At 73.4% G+C, this 16,657-nt stretch carries 18 protein-coding genes and 1 pseudogene; 11 read left to right on the plus strand and 8 right to left on the minus strand.

Translation table 11 applies throughout. The annotated features are described in order from the left end of the window. The first annotated feature begins 686 nt into the window (after window positions 1-686). The 4 genes from GL259_RS36100 (at window position 687) to GL259_RS37835 (ending at window position 4,116) form a co-directional block, all read left to right on the plus strand. A complete protein-coding gene (locus GL259_RS36100) occupies window positions 687-2,345 on the plus strand; it encodes a SpoIIE family protein phosphatase (RefSeq protein ID WP_159539230.1) in 1,659 nt (552 codons plus the stop codon). 153 nt (window positions 2,346-2,498) lie between these two features. Further along, window positions 2,499-3,044 (plus strand): 2'-5' RNA ligase family protein, encoded by a 546-nt coding sequence (locus GL259_RS36105; protein ID WP_243762492.1) that lies wholly within the window; start codon window positions 2,499-2,501, stop codon window positions 3,042-3,044. 174 nt (window positions 3,045-3,218) lie between these two features. Beyond that, complete coding sequence (locus tag GL259_RS36110) at window positions 3,219-3,794, plus strand: DUF6328 family protein (RefSeq protein WP_159537855.1); 576 nt, start codon at window positions 3,219-3,221, stop codon at window positions 3,792-3,794. Window positions 3,795-3,948: 154 nt separating this feature from the next. Then, a complete protein-coding gene (locus tag GL259_RS37835; protein ID WP_166461608.1) occupies window positions 3,949-4,116 on the plus strand; it encodes a hypothetical protein in 168 nt (55 codons plus the stop codon). A gap of 144 nt (window positions 4,117-4,260) precedes the next feature. Here the strand turns inward: GL259_RS37835 and GL259_RS36115 are convergent, their stop codons facing one another. The 4 genes from GL259_RS36115 to GL259_RS36130 all read right to left on the minus strand — a co-directional run bounded on the left by GL259_RS36115 (window position 4,261) and on the right by GL259_RS36130 (window position 7,131). After that, window positions 4,261-5,025: a sulfite exporter TauE/SafE family protein gene (locus GL259_RS36115; RefSeq protein WP_159537857.1), complete on the minus strand. Its 765-nt coding sequence runs from the start codon at window positions 5,023-5,025 to the stop codon at window positions 4,261-4,263. A gap of 270 nt (window positions 5,026-5,295) precedes the next feature. Beyond that, window positions 5,296-5,853 carry a pyridoxamine 5'-phosphate oxidase family protein gene (locus tag GL259_RS36120; protein WP_159537859.1) on the minus strand — a complete coding sequence of 186 codons (558 nt, stop codon included), beginning with the start codon at window positions 5,851-5,853 and terminating at the stop codon, window positions 5,296-5,298. Window positions 5,854-6,169: 316 nt separating this feature from the next. Continuing rightward, window positions 6,170-6,670, minus strand: a complete 501-nt coding sequence (locus tag GL259_RS36125) for an N-acetyltransferase (RefSeq protein WP_159537860.1) — start codon at window positions 6,668-6,670, stop codon at window positions 6,170-6,172. A 230-nt stretch (window positions 6,671-6,900) separates the two neighbouring features. Next, on the minus strand, window positions 6,901-7,131 hold the full coding sequence (locus GL259_RS36130) for a hypothetical protein (protein ID WP_159537861.1): 231 nt from the start codon (window positions 7,129-7,131) through the stop codon (window positions 6,901-6,903). 246 nt (window positions 7,132-7,377) lie between these two features. Here GL259_RS36130 and GL259_RS36135 point away from each other — a divergent pair, with 246 nt between their 5' ends. Then, a complete protein-coding gene (locus GL259_RS36135; RefSeq protein WP_243762493.1) occupies window positions 7,378-8,241 on the plus strand; it encodes a hypothetical protein in 864 nt (287 codons plus the stop codon). 192 nt (window positions 8,242-8,433) lie between these two features. On the opposite strand, the gene GL259_RS36140 is transcribed toward GL259_RS36135, so the two are convergent. Then, on the minus strand, window positions 8,434-8,826 hold the full coding sequence (locus tag GL259_RS36140) for a DUF393 domain-containing protein (RefSeq protein ID WP_159537863.1): 393 nt from the start codon (window positions 8,824-8,826) through the stop codon (window positions 8,434-8,436). Window positions 8,827-9,170: 344 nt separating this feature from the next. On the opposite strand from GL259_RS36140, the gene GL259_RS36145 reads away from it, so the two are divergent. Further along, window positions 9,171-9,413, plus strand: a complete 243-nt coding sequence (locus tag GL259_RS36145) for a hypothetical protein (RefSeq protein WP_159537864.1) — start codon at window positions 9,171-9,173, stop codon at window positions 9,411-9,413. Window positions 9,414-9,711: 298 nt separating this feature from the next. Beyond that, window positions 9,712-10,392 carry a beta-glucanase gene (locus tag GL259_RS36150; RefSeq protein ID WP_208026564.1) on the plus strand — a complete coding sequence of 227 codons (681 nt, stop codon included), beginning with the start codon at window positions 9,712-9,714 and terminating at the stop codon, window positions 10,390-10,392. Between the two features lie 114 nt (window positions 10,393-10,506). Here the strand turns inward: GL259_RS36150 and GL259_RS36155 are convergent, their stop codons facing one another. Further along, window positions 10,507-11,388: an alpha/beta hydrolase gene (locus tag GL259_RS36155; RefSeq protein WP_159537866.1), complete on the minus strand. Its 882-nt coding sequence runs from the start codon at window positions 11,386-11,388 to the stop codon at window positions 10,507-10,509. 297 nt (window positions 11,389-11,685) lie between these two features. Between GL259_RS36155 and GL259_RS36160 the strand changes: the two genes are divergently transcribed. Continuing rightward, complete coding sequence (locus GL259_RS36160) at window positions 11,686-12,555, plus strand: alpha/beta hydrolase (RefSeq protein WP_159537867.1); 870 nt, start codon at window positions 11,686-11,688, stop codon at window positions 12,553-12,555. Window positions 12,556-12,661: 106 nt separating this feature from the next. On the opposite strand, the pseudogene GL259_RS36165 reads toward GL259_RS36160, so the two are convergent. After that, window positions 12,662-13,405 (minus strand): annotated as a pseudogene (locus GL259_RS36165) (bifunctional helix-turn-helix transcriptional regulator/GNAT family N-acetyltransferase); the annotation flags it as partial. Window positions 13,406-13,445: 40 nt separating this feature from the next. Between GL259_RS36165 and GL259_RS39435 the strand changes: the two are divergent. The 3 genes from GL259_RS39435 to GL259_RS36175 all read left to right on the plus strand — a co-directional run bounded on the left by GL259_RS39435 (window position 13,446) and on the right by GL259_RS36175 (window position 15,776). Continuing rightward, entirely contained in the window at window positions 13,446-13,577 is a 132-nt protein-coding gene (locus GL259_RS39435) for a hypothetical protein (protein WP_279578643.1), read from the plus strand. Next, window positions 13,574-14,239: an NUDIX domain-containing protein gene (locus GL259_RS36170; protein WP_159537868.1), complete on the plus strand. Its 666-nt coding sequence runs from the start codon at window positions 13,574-13,576 to the stop codon at window positions 14,237-14,239. The genes GL259_RS39435 and GL259_RS36170 overlap by 4 nt, the downstream gene beginning before the upstream one ends. A 340-nt stretch (window positions 14,240-14,579) precedes the next feature. Beyond that, complete coding sequence (locus tag GL259_RS36175; RefSeq protein ID WP_159537870.1) at window positions 14,580-15,776, plus strand: cytochrome P450; 1,197 nt, start codon at window positions 14,580-14,582, stop codon at window positions 15,774-15,776. Between the two features lie 115 nt (window positions 15,777-15,891). Here GL259_RS36175 and GL259_RS36180 read toward each other — a convergent pair whose 3' ends face one another. Beyond that, window positions 15,892-16,488 carry an NAD(P)H-dependent oxidoreductase gene (locus tag GL259_RS36180; RefSeq protein WP_159537873.1) on the minus strand — a complete coding sequence of 199 codons (597 nt, stop codon included), beginning with the start codon at window positions 16,486-16,488 and terminating at the stop codon, window positions 15,892-15,894. Window positions 16,489-16,657: the final 169 nt, after the last annotated feature.

Raw genomic sequence — 16,657 nt, forward strand, 5'->3', positions numbered from 1 at the left:
CGGGAGCGACACCGACGGCAGCGACACCGGCGACAGCGAGGCGGCAGCAGGGCGGACGCCCCGCCCGGAGCCTCCGCCGCCTCCGGCACCGGTGCGGCGTACGGCGCCGCGGCAGCGGCCCCGGGAGCACGGACCGCCCGTGCCGAGGGGACGTGGACGACGCGCCCACTCCGTGACCCGGGAGGAACGCGCACGCTCGACTCGGACCTGATCACAGACCTGCGCATGACACTGGACCGACGTCGCCCGCCTCACCGCCGGACCCGGAGCGTCTGGCCGCCCCCACCGGGGTGCGGCCCGCCCGTCCTCTCGTCCAGGGCCCGCGGCACCCGGCTTTCCCGGCCGCCGTCCGCGCCCGCCTCACCGACCGGCGCGCGCGTCCCCGGCCACCCTTCCGGGACGGGCGGGCGCCGGCCGCTCCCCGCCCCGCTCCGGGCTGATCATCCACGGTGCGGCGGCTTCCCCACATGCCCGTCGCCCCGGGTGCCGGACATGTGATCATCAGGATGATGCTCGGCTGTCTCCGGTGCTTCGCCACGGCCCGGCTGAGAACATGAAGCGGTGGGTTCCGTCGGCGTGTCCGTTGTCCGACCGAGCGGAGAGGAGGGGAGACGGTGACCGAAGGTGGTGGGGACGCCCTTGGCGACGAGCGGGCCGCGGCGGTTCCCGGCAAGGCGGTCGGTGAGATGCTCGCGGCCCTCGGCACCGGAGCCTACGCGGTGGACGCGCGGGGCTGCATCGTGGCCGTCAACGCCGCCGCCGAGCGGATGCTGGGCCGGTCCGCCGAGGAGCTCGTCGGAGAGGACGCGCACGACCTGCTGCACCGCAACGCCCGCGGGGAGGCGGTTCCCAGGGCGCAGTGCCGCATGCGGCCGGCCTTCCTGGCGGGCCGTCCGGCCCAGGCCGGTCTGGAGTGGTTCGAACGGGGCGACGGATCACTGCTCCCCGTTTCGTGGTCGCTCACTCCCTGTGACATCGGTGACGGCGACACCCTCGTGCTCGTCCTCTTCCACACCCGGGGCGACCCCGAAGGGCTCGCCGAGCAGCCGGAGCCGAGCGGCGGGTTGCTCCAGGAGCTCGAAAGGCTCGCGCTGCTGGCCGAGATGACCACGCAGCTGACCTCGACCCTGTCCGTCGACGAGGCGCTGCAGCGCCTCGTGTCCCTCGTGCTGCCCCGGCTGGCGGACTGGGCGGTGATCGACCTGATCACCGAACGCGACGAGGTGTGGCGCACTAAGGTGGTGCACGTCGAGAACGAGGTCCTGGTGCCCCACCGGGACCTCGAGGGACCGATGGCGCCCGTGCCCGCGGAGTCACCGATGCCGTTGTCACGGGCCCTGCGGGGCGTGGCCTCGACGATCGCCGAACCGCAGACCTACGAGCGGTCCCCCGACACGGGCATCGCGGTCGAGCAGCGTCGTCTGTTCCGGTCCACGGGCATGCACTCGGCGGCCATCGCGCCGATCCGGGGACTGCGCGAGGTCCTCGGGGCCCTGACCCTGGGCCGTTCCGAACGCCCCGAGAAGTTCACCGCCGCCGATCTCACCCTTCTGGAGGACATCACCCGGCGCGCCGGCCTGGCCCTGGACAACGCCCGTCTCTACCAGCGGCAGCGCAAGGTGGCCGAAACCATGCAGCGGTACCTGCTGCCGCAGCTTCCGCGAGTGGCGGAGCTGGAGATGACGGCCCGCTACCTGCCCGCGCCGGACGCCTCCCACGTGGGCGGTGACTGGTACGACGCCTTCACCCTCGCCGACGGCGCCACCGCCCTCGCCATCGGCGACGTCTCCGGGCACGACCTGGACGCCGCAGCGGGCATGGCCCAGCTGCGCAACGTGCTTCGCGCCTACGCCTGGTCCCAGCAGGAACCACCCAGCCGCATCGTCGAACGCGTGGACCGGTCGGTGCTGCGCATCACGGACGTCCCCATGGCCACCCTGGTGCTCGCCACCCTCGCCCCGGGCGGCGGGGAACACTGGGAGCTGCGGTGGACCAACGCGGGTCATCCGCCGCCACTGCTGGTCACGCACGAGGGCCTGGTCCGCTACCTCACGGGGGGCAACGGCATGCTCCTGGGCACCGGCACGAACCCGGCGCGTTCGGACGGAGCGGACGTACTGCCGCCCGGCTCCACCCTCGTGCTGTACACGGACGGCCTCATCGAGTCCCCCAGCCACTCCATCGACGAGGGTCTGGAACAGTTGCGCCGGCATGCCGCCGCCCTCGCCCACCGCCCGGTGGAGGACTTCACCGACGAGCTGCTCAGCAGGGTGCGGCCGGCCGACAACGACGACGACGTCGCTCTTCTGGTCCTGCGGGTCGGCACCCCTCCCCAGCCCGGATGACGGACACGCCGGGGTGCTCCGACAGGCGGGCACGGGGGAGCGGGCCCCGCTGAGCCGGGTGGTCCGCTTCCCCCGGGCCGGGTGCGGGCGGCCGGGGACGACATCGGTGCCCACCGTCGTCCCACCCCTGTCCCGGCCACGTAGGCTGGCACCGTGCGCACGGTGGAACTGCTGCCCGACGCCGCCACTGAGCTGCGCGTTCGGGAAGTGTGGCGCAGGATGGCCGACGCCGGACTGCCCAGTCTCGCGGAACACCGGCACCCGACCAATCGGCCCCACGTGACCCTCGCGACGTGCGAGGACATCCCTCCCTCGACGAAGGCGGAGCTCGCGGCCGTTCTCGGCAACGGTCTGCCCGCGCCGTTCCGACTGGACGGGCTGCTGCACTTCGCCGGACGCACCCGTGTGCTCGCCTGGCGCGTCGTCGCCGACGCGGAACTCACCGAGCTGCACCGGCGGGTGTGGGACGTACTCGCCCCCACCGCCGGCCACCTCAACCCGCTCCACGCCCCGGAACGGTGGATCCCGCACCTGACCCTGGCCCGGTCGCGCCGCACGCCGGCGCAGTGGCCCGCCCCCCTCCTGCCCGCCGCGCTGCGCGGACCCTGGGAGGCGACCTTCACCGGCGCCCGCAGCTACGACTCCACGACGCGCACCGTCGAAAGCCTCGGAGGCGAGGCCCGCCCGCCGGCCGGATAAGACGGCCGGCGACGGGGCGGACACCGCCCGGCACGACAGCGGCGGCCGCATACCGCGAGGCCCCTCCCGGCTGCTCCACCCTCAGCGGCTACGTCCCGGACGGCGCCGATCGCCGCGGGCATGCAACGCACTCGGACGGGCAGACGAAGGTCCTGAACGGGAGGAAACATGAGCATGACGACGGAGACGGCCAAAAGAGCGGAAGCGGAGACCGGCCGGTGCGGTGAGTGCGGCGGTCGTGCCACCTCTTCGCCGGACGAGGCGGACGAGACGGAGGAGACCCCGCGCGAACGGGTCAACCGCCGGTGGAACGAGATCATGCAGGAGACACGCGTCGCGCAGACGGGAGTCCAGATCCTCTTCGGTTTCCTGCTCAGCGTCGCCTTCACCCCCCTCTTCCACGACCTGGGGACGTTCGACCACGTCGTCTACGTCATCACGGTGGTCTCGGGCGCGGCGGCGACCGCCTCCCTGATAGCGCCGGTGTCGATCCACCGTTTCCTGTCCGGGCAGCGCATGAAGGACGAGACGGTGAGGGCGGCGCACCGGCTCATGATGTGCGGGATGGTCCTGCTGGCCGTGACCATCGGCTGCACCCTGCTCCTGATCCTGCACGTCGTCGTACCGGGCTTCATGGCGAAACTGCTCGTCGGCGGCGTGATGTTGTGGTTCGTGCTGTCCTGGTACGCCCTCCCCCTGTGGCTGCGCCACCGCTCGGCCCGCCGGCCGGCACAGCAGGAGAAGTCCTGACGGAAGCTCAGCGGGCGTCACTCCGGCTGCCGGTCCGTGGCCGTGCCGCCGGGCGGGCTCCCGGTCACGTACGAGCCGAGCCCGGGGCTCCGTCCGCGTCTGCGAGGGCGATGCCCGGGCATACGGGATTCATCCCTGGGAAAGGAGTTCGCCCATGCTCGGCATAGCCGCGGCGGTGCTGTTCTTCATCGCCTTCCTGATCAACGCGGCGGAGATCGGCACCAACGACGTGTTCTCTTCGGTGAACGTCATGCTGCTGGGGCTGACCGCCCTGGCCCTGCACGTCGCGGGAATCGGGACCGCCCGGCCCCGCAGACGCTGATCCGGCTCCACGAAGGCCCGGTGACGTCCTGTCACCGGGCCTTCGTGGAGCCGGAAGGGCGGAAAGAGCGAGCCCGGGCCGACGGATCCCGTGACCGGGCGGGCCCTCGTCGGCCGTCGCCGCGCCGTGTGCCCGCGAACGTCTTCAGCGCAGCAACTGGACGATGGCGCACGTGCCGACGACGACGATGAAGACGCGGAGCGCCGTCGGAGGCAGCCGGCGCCCGATCCGCGCACCGAGCTGCCCGCCGACCGCGGAGCCCACGGCGATGAGGAGGACGGCGGTCCAGTCGAAGTCGGCGACGAAGAGGAAGAACAGTGCCGCGATGCTGTTCACGATCGCCGCGAGGACGTTCTTCACGGCGTTGAGGCGCTGGAGGGTGTCGTCGAGCAGCGTGCCCATCAGGGAGAGGTAGATGATCCCCTGGGCCGCCGTGAAGTAGCCGCCGTACACGCTGGCGAGCAGGAGACCGCCGAAGAGGGCCGGGCCGCCGTCGGTCCTCGTGACGGTTCCCGCGCGGGTGCGGCGCCGCTGCACGGCCGCGGACAGGCGCGGCTGGAGCACGACGAGGACCAGCGCGAGCGTCACGAGGACGGGGACGATCGTCTCGAAGGCGGTCTCCGGGAGCATGAGCAGCAGCACCGCTCCGGCCAGCCCGCCGATCGCGGCGGCGGTGCCCAGCCGCAGGACCAGCGAACGCTGCCCCTTGAGCTCCTCCCGGTAGCCGATGGCGCCGCTGACGGATCCGGGAATCAGTCCCAGGGCGTTGGACACGGTCGCCGTCACCGGCGGCAGCCCCGTGGCGAGGAGCACCGGGAACGTGATCAGCGTTCCCGATCCGACGATGGTGTTGATGGTGCCGGCGCCCATGCCGGCGGTGAAGACCGCCAGTGACTCCCAGATGGTCAACGCCTTCTCCTTCGCGCTCGGCGGACGCCTCCCCGCCCTTGAGGGTCGAGGGGCCTCACCGATCATGCACGAGGGGTGTCCGCGCCGGTGGAAGGGGGGGCCTCCTGGACCGCGGGCCGACGCGACCGGGACGACCGGGACGGCCGGGACGGCCGGAGGAACAGGCCGGACGGTGCGGACCGCGAGGAGGGAGGCGGTCTCGTCGCGGACGAGGACGCGAGGGTGGGTGGGACGGTGGCGGGGCGGGCACGGCCTCGGGGGGCCCGTCGTTCAGAACACCCACCGCGTATGGGTGTAGACCCCGTTGTCCCGGCCGAAGCCGTACGCCGTGACCGGGGCCACCGCGAACACCACCGCGTCCCCCTTGCGGAACGTGTCCCCGAGCCCGTGGAAGGTGCCCTGGGGCGAGGTGATGTGCGACCCGTACTTCGCCTCGTGCGCCGCGATCACCTCCTCCAGCACCGCCGGGTCGGCAACCGGCACGGCCTTGCCCTCGACCACGAGGTCGAGTCCTTCGGTGAGCGAGTTCCCGCCGGTGGTCAGCGCACAGTGCGCGTCCTGAGCGAGGTTCCTCGCCTTCTGCTCCCCCGGCCCGGTGGAGAAGTACAGCACGCCGTCGTGCCAGACGGCGATCACGGGCGTGACGTGCAGCCGCCCGTCGGGCCGCACCGTGGACACCCAGAAGATCTCTGCGGCCTCCAACTGCCGTTGGGCCTCGGCCCACTCGGTGGCGGCGACGTCCGCGGCGCCCGGCCGGGAGGTGAGAGCGGAGCTGTAGCGGGCGTCGAGCTCGGCCGTGGGTTGCTTTGCGGGTCCCTGAGTCGGCATGGCGGATCTCCTTCCTCGCTCCCTCCTAACCACTGGCGGTCCGAGCCGAAACCACCACCGCACCCGTTCGTGTCCCTCCGTGCGCCCGGTGAGGCACAGTCGTGGCCCGCCCCGGCCCGCACCGGCGAGCAGCGCCCGCAGCAGTTGACGGCGGTCGTCCCGGACCATGCGACGAACTCGACGGCCGGTCCGCGGGGAGGCATGCGCACCCGGGGGACGCGGAAAGGGAGGCTCAGGCGGGGGAGGGGATCTCTGCGGTGACCTCCGGACGCCCGCCGGACCGCCCCCTCACGGGCGGCGATCCGGCAACCGCCGCTCACTCGGTGTCCGGAAGCCGCAGCCACTCCTCCCACGTCAGGTCCCGTCCGATGAACCGCGGCCGCTCGAACGGCCAGTCCTCGGCGATCCAGCGCGGCACGAACGCGTCCAGCGCCCGCTCCAGCGCACCGCCCACCTCCTCGTCCACCACCCACCAGGAGATCTCGGCGTCGGCCCCCCGCTTCTCCGGCGGATCGATGTAGACGCAGCCGCGCAGGGCGGTGCGGTCCGCGTTCTCGACGGTGTAGTTGAACGACTGGTGGGCCTCGATCTCCGCGGCGTGCCGCTCCAGGTCCGCGTGGTTCGCCTCGTACGACATCGTGGCCGGCGGCCAGCCCCAGGCGGGGCCGAAGATCGACCACAGCCGCTCCCGCGAACCCATCACCGCGGGGTAGTCGAGCGGCGCGTCCGCACCGCTGATCGGACGCAGCCGGTGGCCCCCGCCGTCGGGTATGTCGATGTGAAGGGGATGGACGAAGTCACGCGGCAGCCAGGTCATGGGCGCGAGCCAACCACGCCGGAGCACGGCGGGCAAAAGGATTTGACCCCGCCGCACCGCCCGGTCGCGCGGGTTCTCCGCCCGCCCGCCACGCGCCACCCCGCGGAGGGCGACACCTCGCCCGGCACGGCGGCGTGGCCCGCCACGAGCGACAGCCCGTTCGCTGCCGCGCCGCCGTCACCCCGGCCGGCACACCCGTCCGGGTCACACCGTGATCGGCAAGGCGTCCCTCAGCCGGACTGAGCGCCCTTGTCCAGGCCGAGAAGGCCGGTGATCGGGGCGAGCGTCTCCTTGGCCTTGCCGAGGAGACCGTCCCCGCCTTCCTGGGCACCGGCGCCGGTGGCCTGTTCGGTCGCCTGACCGCCCGTGCCGTCGGGAGTGTCGGCGTGAGCGGTACCGGCAGTGGTCAGAGCGGCCGCCACGAGAGCCAGGGCGGCGAGTGCGCGATATCTGGTGTTCATACGCTGATGAACGATAAAGAGCGAAATGCGTTACTGATCGAACGGTTTCTGTCTTTTGTGAGCTTCCCGCGCCTCGCCCCCGTGTCCGGCGGAAAGGCGTCGAGCCTCACCCCGGTCCCGTCCTCCAGCCGCTCCGCGCGGCCCAGGGCTTTCCAGAGCCCGTGCACGTCTTGTGCCACGCCTGTCCGACGGGTGCGCACCGGGATCGCCCGGGCCCGGCCGGGGTCGTCTGGGAGGATGGCGCGCGTGGACGCAGCATTCGCCCGGACGGTCTGGCAGGTCCTGGAACCCCTGCACGCGGTCACGTACTTCGCGCCCGAGAGTCGCGAGGCCCACCGCGCGGTGGGTCTGCGCGGCTTTTGGACGGGCTACTTCGCGGCCCGGGCCGCGCCGCTGGGAGCGGTGGCGGCGGGTGCGGTGACGGCGGCCTTCTTCAACTTCCATCCCGCCATGGTGCGGCGTGCCATCCCCGACGCGTGGGGACTCGCCGCGCCCGAGGTCGTGCTCCGCGCCCGCGTCGAGGCGGCCACCGCGGCACTGCGCCGGGTGGCGCCGTCAGTGCCGGAGGCGGCGGCGAAGGCCGTCCCCCTGCTGGAACGGGTGGTCGCCCTCGCGGACGGCGCCGGACGCCCGTTGTTCGCCGCCAACCGCGACCTGCCCGCACCCGGGGACCCGGTCGGCGCCCTCTGGCAGGACGCCACGACGCTGCGCGAGCACCGCGGAGACGGCCACGTCGCCGTGCTGACCGCCGAGGGCCTGGACGGCTGCGAGGCCCATGTCCTCTTCGCCGCGTGCGAGGAGGTGCCCGCGGCGGTCCTGCGGGACAACCGCGGCTGGTCCGAGGAGGACTGGCAGGCGGCCGCGCACCGCCTCACCGCGCGGGGACTGCTGGAGGGCAGTGGACACCCCACCGACGAGGGACGCAGCCTGCACGCCCACATCGAGGTCCGCACCGATGCCCTCGCCGTCCGGCCCTACCGCGGCCTCGGCGCGACCGAGGCCGCCCGGCTCGTCGGCTTGCTCCGCCCGCAGACCGACCGGGTGCTCACCTCCGGCATCATCCCCTTCCCCAACCCCATGGGCCTTCCGCCCCGCACCGCGTCACCTTGACGAGTCGACGAGTCGCCTCGCGGACCACGGCGGTGAGCAGGTGAGCACGGGAGCCGCAGCGCGGTTCCGGGGCCTGCCCGGTCGCGGTGGAGGCGTCCGCTCTCCGGCCGCCGGCCTGCCGGGCATCCGCTCCGGACACGCCCGCGGACGGTCCGACGAGCCGGGGAGCGGAGGAAGGCACGGTCGGCCGGGTCACGTCCGGCGCGTTCGGTCCGCGGGCAGTGCGGCGCACCCCGCTGGTCCACCGGGCAGGCGCCGGCGGTTGTTCGCCACGAGCCGGTAGGCGGCGTGGGCTGCCCAGCGCACCGGCGGCAGGGTGAGCAGCGCTCCTACGAGTGCCCAGGCGCCGCCGGCGCTCAGCAGCAGTTTCGCCACCGCCCGGGCGCCGCCGTACACCCTTCCGACCGGTGTCACCCAGAGTGCTTCGTGCCGGGCGCGTTCCCGGGTGACGCCCAGAGCCGCGAGATCGGCGCGCTGCCAGGGAACGGCTTCGCACCCAGGACGCACCACTCGCTCGAGGAAACGCACCGAGCTGGTGCAGAAGCCGCAGTCCCCGTCGAAGACAAGTACCGGCCGGTTTCGCATACCCCCCATCATGCCGCGCCCGCCGTCCCGGCGGCCGGACGGCCGTCGTTGCGCAGACGATCGCCGATCCCGCCCGCCCGGAGGCATCGGCCCGGGCGTCGTGGGCCCCGCGTGACCGTCCGCCACCGGCTCGACCGGCGGCCCGGGAGGGTGGTGGCGCCGGCCGTGATCGGGATCGGCACGGATCTGCGAAGGGGGGCGGGGGGCGAGCCCGGAAGCGGTCCTCGGCGCCGCCGGAAGCAGGTCGCGGGAATCGACCGCGGTCGCGTGCGGTGAAGCCGCGTGACGGGGGTACCGGCAGGGCAACGCATGACGGGCGGGTCGGGAGGGCGACGATGGATTCGATGAGTCAGTTGCGGCAGCTCAGGGCTGTGTACGCGGGCGGCGTGGTCGCCTGGACCTTCTGCCTGTTGCTGACCATGGTCCAGGGCGACGGGTCGGCACGGCAGACGGTGGTGCTGCTGGGGCTGCTCGCCGTCTTCCTCGTCCTGCTGCTGTGGTCGACCTGGTGCCTCTGGGAAGCCGGGACGCGCCGTTCGGTGGAGCGGGCCGGAGGCACGATGAACGCGCAGGTCGAGCGTTCCTAGCGGGGCGACGGCCGGCACGGTGCGGGCCCGTGGGCGGAAGGAGCCCCGGCCCGGGGCTCAGGGCCGACGGGCCCGTCCGGGATCCGGGATCCCGCCGCCGGGCCGGAGCGGGTGAGAGGGGACCGGGGCACGAGGACGTACGTCGTCCCGGTGCCGGGCCCGCCCGGGCGGGCGGGCGCGCGGCGGTCACCCGCACGGGTGAAAGCACGGGCCGTCGGCTCCCGGCCCGCATGTCCGGCGCGCTCCCGGGGAGAACCCCGGCATGCGACGCCGTCCCGGCGACGGAGGGAGCCCACGCGTGAGCGAAGTCGTCCTCGACGCCGTCTTCGCCTCCGACCACCAGTGGGTCGCGGGGCGTTCCTGGGCCTATCCCGACGGCGGCCCCACCAATCCGGGCGACGACAAACTGGACCACCTCACCGCGGAGCCCGGCCACTCGCGCACCGGCACGTTCCGCGCCACGCGCCGGGCCGACGGACTGTGGGACACGGGCCTGCTGACCACCGAGGAGAGCGCCGAGGGGTTCACGGTCCGTACCGGAGACCGCCTGGACGCCAGGGTGCGCCTGCCCACCGGGCTGGGCGCGTGGCCGGCGATCTGGACCTGGCGGGACGGGGGCAACGAGGTGGACGTGTTCGAGTACCACCCGGACAACCCCGACCTGCTGGAGTTCACCAACCACGTGCGTCCGGGACAGAGGTACGTCCGCGACGACGCCGTCCGTCCCGGCGGCCTCGTCGATCTGAGCGTGACGTTCGGCGGGCGCAGTGTGGTCTGGTCGCTGAACGGCAGACGGGTGTTCGCCGACGGACGCGGTGTCGGACCCGGCTGGTACGCCTACCTCATCGTCAACCTCTCGGTGTGCGCGGGGCGTTACCACCCGCCTCCCGACGCCGCCACCACCGAGCTGTCGTACGAGGTGGAGAGCCTGGTGGTGTACCGCGACGGTCCGCGCGGGACGGCGCTGCGGACGGGGTGACCCGGCTGTCGGGCGCCGGGCCGGCCGGGTGTTCCGTACGCGCGCCCGATCGGGCCGGCCGGACATGCCGGGAGCGGGGGACGGGAACCGCCCGTCTCCTGGGCGGGGACGCGCTCAGGTCTGTCCTTCCGCGGTCTTCCAGAACTCACGCAGCGCGACGGCGAGCGCCTCGGGCGCCTCCTCGGCGATGTGGTGGCCCGAGTCGATCGGACCGCCGTCCGGCCGGCCCCCGGCCCGGTCCCGCCACACCTCCAGCACGTCGCCGTAGAGGTCGGCCATGTCGTCCCGGGTGGCCCACAGGACCTGCAGCGGACACCCGATGCGACGGCCGGCTCGCCGGTCGGCGTCGTCGTGCCGGCGGTCGATGCCCAGACCGGCCCGGTAGTCCTCGCACATGGCGTGCACGGTGGCCGGGTCGTGGACGGCGCGGCGGTAGTCCTCGTACGCCTCGGCGCCCATGTGCCCGGGGGTGGCCCCGTACCAGGCGTCGGGGTCCGCGTTGATGATCCGTTCGGCGGGCTTGTCGGTCTGCCCGAGGAAGAACCAGTGCCACCAGTTCGCGGCGAACTTCGCGTCGCACCGGCGCAGTGCCTCGCCGATGGGGACGGCGTCCAGCACGCTCAGGGCGGAGACGGCCTCCGGGTGGTCCAGGGCGAGGCGGGTGGCCACGTACGCGCCCCGGTCGTGGCCGACGACGGCGAACCGTTCGTGGCCCAGGCCACGCATCAGGGCCAGGCAGTCTCCGGCCATGGCGCGCTTGGAGTACGGACGGTGTTCCCGGTCGGTCGGGGGCTTCGAGGACTCTCCGTAGCCTCGCAGGTCGGGGCAGACCACCGTGTGACCCGCGGCGACCAGGAGCGGGGCCACGCGGTGCCAGGTCGCGTGCGTGCGCGGATGGCCGTGCAGGAGCAGTACCGCCGGACCGTCGCCGCCGTACCGCACGCGGAGCCGGGCCCCGTCTCCCGCACGACGCGCCAGCGTGAAACCGTCGAACATGCCGCCCCCTGCGCTCGGTCGTGGTGGTCCACCTGCCCCGGATCACTCCGTCCACACGATCGTTCCGGTGCCGCACGCCCCGCTCACGGCGCTTCCGGGGCGGTGTCCGGGACCACCGCCGAACCGGTGGAGCCGCGCGAAGGCGGGGACTTCCCCGGCCTCCGCCGGCGACCGGGGCGCGGACCGAGCCCGGCGCGTCTCCTCGGGGGGCCCGGCCCCACGGCCGTAGCACCGCAGGCCCGGGTCCCGGGTTCCGGCTCCCGATGAGTTTTCGGTGCCCGGGCGGTCCACTTGGTCATGATGACGCGGATACTCAAGACCTCCGGGGCCGACCTCGCCTACGACGTCCACGGCCCGCTGCCGACCGCCGACGGGCGCCCACCGCTGTTCATGATCGGCCAGCCCATGGACGCCCGCGGCTTCGACGCGCTGGTGTCGCACTTCCCCGAGCGCACCGTGATCACCTACGATCCGCGCGGCATCGGCCGCAGCACCCGCAAGGACGGCCGGGTCGACCACGTGCCCCGGATCCAGGCCGCCGACGTGCACGCCCTCATCGAGGCGCTCGGTGCGGGCCCGGTCGAGATGTTCGCGAGCAGCGGCGGTGCGGTGACCGCGCTCGCTCTCGTGGCGGCGCACCCCGAGGACGTGACCACCCTGGTGGCGCACGAGCCGCCCCTCATTCCGCTGCTTCCCGACGCCCGGGCCGCCGAGCGCGCCGCAGCCGGCGTCCGGGACGTCTACGAGAAGAAGGGCTGGGGTGCCGGCATGGCGGCCTTCATCGCGATGACGTCGTGGCGGGGCGAGTTCACCGACGACTACTTCGCCCTGCCCGCGCCGGATCCCGCTGCCTTCGGGATGCCGGCCGAGGACGACGGCTCCCGTGACGATCCGCTGTTCTCCGACCGGTCCCGGGCGGTCAGCAGTTACCGGCCGGACGTCGACGCGCTGACCGCGGCGCCGACCCGGATCGTGATCGCCGTGGGGGAGGAGTCCGGGGACGTCCTCACCGGACGCGCCTCGGTGGCCACGGCCGAGCTGCTCGGTCAGCGGGCGACGGTGTTCCCGAGCCACCACGGCGGCTTCCTCGGCGGCGAGTCCGGCTACGCCGGGCAGCCCGAGGCCTTCGCGCGCAGGTTGCGCGAGGTCCTCGAAGAGGCCGGCTGACGGTTTCCACGACCAGGTCCCGGAGGCAGTGCGCTGACCGGCGGGCCGCCGGGGTGACGTGAGCCGAGGTGTGCGAAGGGAGGTGCCGGCCGCCCCCTTCGCGCCGTCACTCCGCCGGCGGCGCGGTGATCCGCTTCTCGAACCAGTGCTGGGCGTACGGCTCGTCGCTGAAGGCGGCGACCTCCCGGAAGCCGTGGGAGCGGTACAGGCCGATCGCGGCGTCGAGCGCCTCGTTGGTGTCAGGCGCAAGGTGTCGTGGCCGTGCCGGGCGGCCCGCGCCTCCGGCTCGGCCAGGAACCGGCGGCCGAGGCCGAGGCCCCGGGCACGGGAGGGCGACCCGCATGCGCTTGACCTCCGCCGGTGCCCCGGAGGGCAGTTTCAGGCCGGCGCAGCCGACGGGCTCGCCGTGCAGCCGGGCGACGAGGAACAGGCCCTGCGGCGGACGGACTTCCCCGGCGTCGGGCAGCAGGCTCCGCGCGGGGTCGAAGCCGGTCTCGAAGCGCTCCTGCAACTCGGTGAAGCAGCACCGCAGGCAGTGCTCGGCGTCGGGGTGGTCCGGGGCGACGGGGTCCAGGGTGACCGTCGCGGCGGTCAGCAACCGGTCGACCTCGGCCATGGCGGCGACCAGCCGGGCGCGCCGGGCCGTGTCGAGCGGCTCCAGGAGGCGGCCGGCCAACTCGTCGCTCCTGCGGTCGAGTTCGGCGCGCTCCGCGCGGCCCGCTTCGGTGAGCCGGACGGTGCGCACCCGTCAGTCCCGGGGGTGCGGCTCGACGCTCACCAGGCCGTCGGCCTCGAGGGAGCGCAGCAGCCGGCTGACGTACCCGGAGTCGAGCCCGAGGCGTTCTCACAAATAAATGTTCGAGTGAACATTTTTCTGTTAGAAAGGGGGTATGGATGTAGCCGATCGTTTCCACCCGGCCCTGCGGCGTACCCGGGGCGCCGACCGGACGGCCGCGCCCCGGGCACGTGCCCGGGGCGCGGCCGTGCACACCGGCCCCGACGTGGTCCGGGCCGCCCGGTGACCGCGGGCATCGACACGCCGGACCGGCGCGGACGCACGGGACTGGACCGGCACGGCCGCGGCCTGACGGGCAATCCGCGGGTGCGGATCGTCGACGTGGAGGTCCTCTCCTGCGACTGGTACGTCCTGCGCAGGACCACGTTCGACCACCGGCACGCCGACGGCCGCTGGAGCCGTGAACAGCGCGAGACCTACGACCGCGGTGACGGCGCCACGATCCTGCTCTACGACACCGACCGCGAAACCGTCCTGCTCACCCGCCAGTTCCGTCTTCCCGCCTACGTCAACGGACACCCCGACGGGATGCTCGTCGAGAGCGCGGCCGGCCTGCTGGACGGCGACACCCCCGAGGAAGCCGTCCGCAGGGAGGCGGCCGAGGAGACGGGACACGACATCGGTGCGGCCGAGCACCTCTTCGACGTCTACATGAGTCCCGGCTCGGTCACCGAACGCCTGCACTTCTTCGCCGCCCCCTACCGCCCCGCGGCCACCGCGACCGCACAGGCGGGCATCGCCGAGGAGGGGGAGGACATCACCGTCCTGGAGCTTCCCTTCTCCGAGGCGCTGGCCATGATCCGCAACCGCGGGATCGTCGACGCCAAGACCGTCCTGCTGCTGCAGTGGGCGGCCCTGGAGGGCCCGTTCACGCACGTCCGCAGATGACGGACGCCCAGCCCGACCGCGGCGGGGACCGCCTGCCGACGGCGCTCCCGCGCGCCCCGACGCACCACGGGGGAACCCATGACCTGCCGCACCCGTCCGGCCGCGGCCTGTGCTCCGGCCGCGGCGCTGCCGTGGCCGCGCCCGGTGTCGCGGCCACGCCCGGCGAGGCGATCGACGAGCACGCCGCGTGCTTGACGCGCGCCGTCCCGCCATGGGTCACTCTCAACGCCGGGGACGCCGCCGCACACCGGCCGCGGTCTCGGCCCGGGGCCCGTGGCGCCCCACCGCACGTGATGTCACCCGACCCGGTGTCCGTCCCTACGAACGAGATGGCAGCCCCATGAGCATCATCGATCTCGCCGCACTGGGCGAGTCCTTCACCCGCGACCCCTATCCCGTGTACGCCGGATTACGGGCCCGGGGGCCGGTGCACCGCATCCGGATGCCGGAAGGGGGTGCGGAAGCCTGGCTCGTCGTCGGATACGAGGCCGGGCGTGCCGCACTCGCCGACCCCGGGCTCTCGAAGGACTGGAGCAAGGCGTCCCCCTCCCTGCCGCTGGGCGCCGTCTCCTCCGGCCCGCACATGCTCAGGGCCGACCCGCCGGACCACACGCGGCTGCGCAAACTGGTCGCCCGGGAGTTCACCGCGCGCCGGGTGGAGGGACTCGCCCCGGGCATCCAGAAGACCACCGACGCGCTGCTGGACCGGATGCTCGCCGCCCCCGACGGGCGCGCCGACCTCGTCGAGGCGCTGTCCTTCCCGTTGCCGATATCCGTGATCTGCGAACTCCTCGGCGTACCGGACCTGGACCGCGAGTCCTTCAGGACCTGGTCGAACGACGCCCTCGGCGCCGTCGACCCCGAAGAGCGCAAGGCCGCGGCGACCTCGATGGCGCAGTACATGGCGGACCTGGTGGAGGGCAAGCGGAAGCGGCCCGGCGACGACCTCATGAGCGCGCTGATCCACGACTCCGACGAGGACGGCGACCGGCTGTCCCGCGAGGAACTCCTGGGCATGGCCTGGCTGCTGCTCGTGGCCGGCCACGAGACCACCGTGAACCTCATCTCCAACGGAGTCCTCGCCCTGCTCACCCATCCGGAGCAGTTGGCCGCCCTGCGCGCGGACCTCTCCCTGATCGACGCCGCGGTCGAGGAGATGCTCCGCTACGAGGGCCCCGTGGAGACCCCCACGTTCCGCTTCACCACCGGGCCGGTGACGATCGGCGACACGGTCGTCCCGGGAGGCGGCGAACTCGTCCTGATCGCGATGGCCGACGCCAACCGCGACCCCGCCCGCTTCCCCGCGCCCGACCGTTTCGACATCTCCCGTGACGCCCGGGGCCATGTGGCGTTCGGCCACGGCATCCACCACTGCCTGGGGGCTCCGCTGGCACGCCTGGAGGCACGGATCGCCGTCAGGACGCTGCTGGAGCGCTGTCCCGACCTGACCCTGGACGTCCATCCGGCGGCGATCACCTGGCGGCCGGGAATGATGATCCGCGGTCCGCGCGGCCTGCCCGTACGTTTCACCCGGTAGGCCGAGGACGGCCGCGAGCCCTCCCCGGTCCGCCGGCGGCCCTCCGTCCACCGAGGGCCGATCGCGCCCGGGCGCCGGCCCGGTACGCGCGGAGGTGCGCACCCCGCCGTACAGCTCAGACCAGCAGCGCGGCGGCGTGGTGACGTGCCTCCCGCAACCAGGAGGCGCGGGTTTCACGGGAGGAGTCGGTGACCGTCCGGAAGACGACCCGGCGGACGTCGGCCACTCCCACGTACGGCAGGACGCAGGCCGACCAGATCCTGTGCAGAGGGTCCCCGAACTCGGCCTCCTCGCGGTCGGCGGGGGTGTCGGAGGTGTTCAGGACGAGGGCCCGGCCGGCTTTCAGCAGCCCTTCGGGCTTTCCCTCCGCCGTCCCCAGTTTGTAGGCGACGCCGGGCACGAACACACGCTGCATCCAGCCCGCGAGGACCGCGGGCGGCATGCCCCACCAGTTGGGGTGGACGAACACCATGGCATCGAGTGCGGCCACCTCGGACCGGTGCAGCGCCACCTGCGGATCGTGGGCGTCCGTGGCGGGCCGGACCGTCTCCGTCTCGTCGGCGGACAGTTCGGGCGCGAATCCCTCGGCGCAGAGGTCGTGCGCGAGGACCTCGCATCCGAGGTCGCGCAGCTGGTGCACCACGGCATCGAACACCGCGTGATTGAAACTGCCGGGCCGTGGGTGCGCGAGGTAAACCCCTATGCGTGGCATTCATTCCCTCTGGAGACATCGGTGGTCAGCATCCGCGGGGGCTCCGCAGCCGTCCCGCTCGACTGATCATCATGGCCGGTGGGGCGCTGCTCGCGGGACCGGTCGACGAGATCCGGGGGAAGACGCCGGCCGTCGTGACACGGCGGCCCGCTCCGGGGTCATTACGCGG

Source organism: Streptomyces sp. Tu 3180 (assembly GCF_009852415.1).
Lineage (GTDB): Bacteria > Actinomycetota > Actinomycetes > Streptomycetales > Streptomycetaceae > Streptomyces.

Bases quoted from the DNA above. Each gene is read 5' to 3' on its own strand.
- GL259_RS36100 (WP_159539230.1), top strand. From the start codon at position 687: ATGCTCGCGGCCCTCGGCACCGGAGCCTACGCGGTGGACGCGCGGGGC.
- GL259_RS36110 (WP_159537855.1), top strand. From the start codon at position 3,219: ATGACGACGGAGACGGCCAAAAGAGCGGAAGCGGAGACCGGCCGGTGC.
- GL259_RS37835 (WP_166461608.1), top strand. From the start codon at position 3,949: ATGCTCGGCATAGCCGCGGCGGTGCTGTTCTTCATCGCCTTCCTGATC.
- GL259_RS36120 (WP_159537859.1), bottom strand. From the start codon at position 5,853: ATGCCGACTCAGGGACCCGCAAAGCAACCCACGGCCGAGCTCGACGCC.
- GL259_RS36125 (WP_159537860.1), bottom strand. From the start codon at position 6,670: ATGACCTGGCTGCCGCGTGACTTCGTCCATCCCCTTCACATCGACATA.
- GL259_RS36130 (WP_159537861.1), bottom strand. From the start codon at position 7,131: ATGAACACCAGATATCGCGCACTCGCCGCCCTGGCTCTCGTGGCGGCC.
- GL259_RS36140 (WP_159537863.1), bottom strand. From the start codon at position 8,826: ATGCGAAACCGGCCGGTACTTGTCTTCGACGGGGACTGCGGCTTCTGC.
- GL259_RS36145 (WP_159537864.1), top strand. From the start codon at position 9,171: ATGAGTCAGTTGCGGCAGCTCAGGGCTGTGTACGCGGGCGGCGTGGTC.
- GL259_RS36155 (WP_159537866.1), bottom strand. From the start codon at position 11,388: ATGTTCGACGGTTTCACGCTGGCGCGTCGTGCGGGAGACGGGGCCCGG.
- GL259_RS36160 (WP_159537867.1), top strand. From the start codon at position 11,686: ATGATGACGCGGATACTCAAGACCTCCGGGGCCGACCTCGCCTACGAC.
- GL259_RS39435 (WP_279578643.1), top strand. From the start codon at position 13,446: ATGGATGTAGCCGATCGTTTCCACCCGGCCCTGCGGCGTACCCGGGGC.
- GL259_RS36175 (WP_159537870.1), top strand. From the start codon at position 14,580: ATGAGCATCATCGATCTCGCCGCACTGGGCGAGTCCTTCACCCGCGAC.
- GL259_RS36180 (WP_159537873.1), bottom strand. From the start codon at position 16,488: ATGCCACGCATAGGGGTTTACCTCGCGCACCCACGGCCCGGCAGTTTC.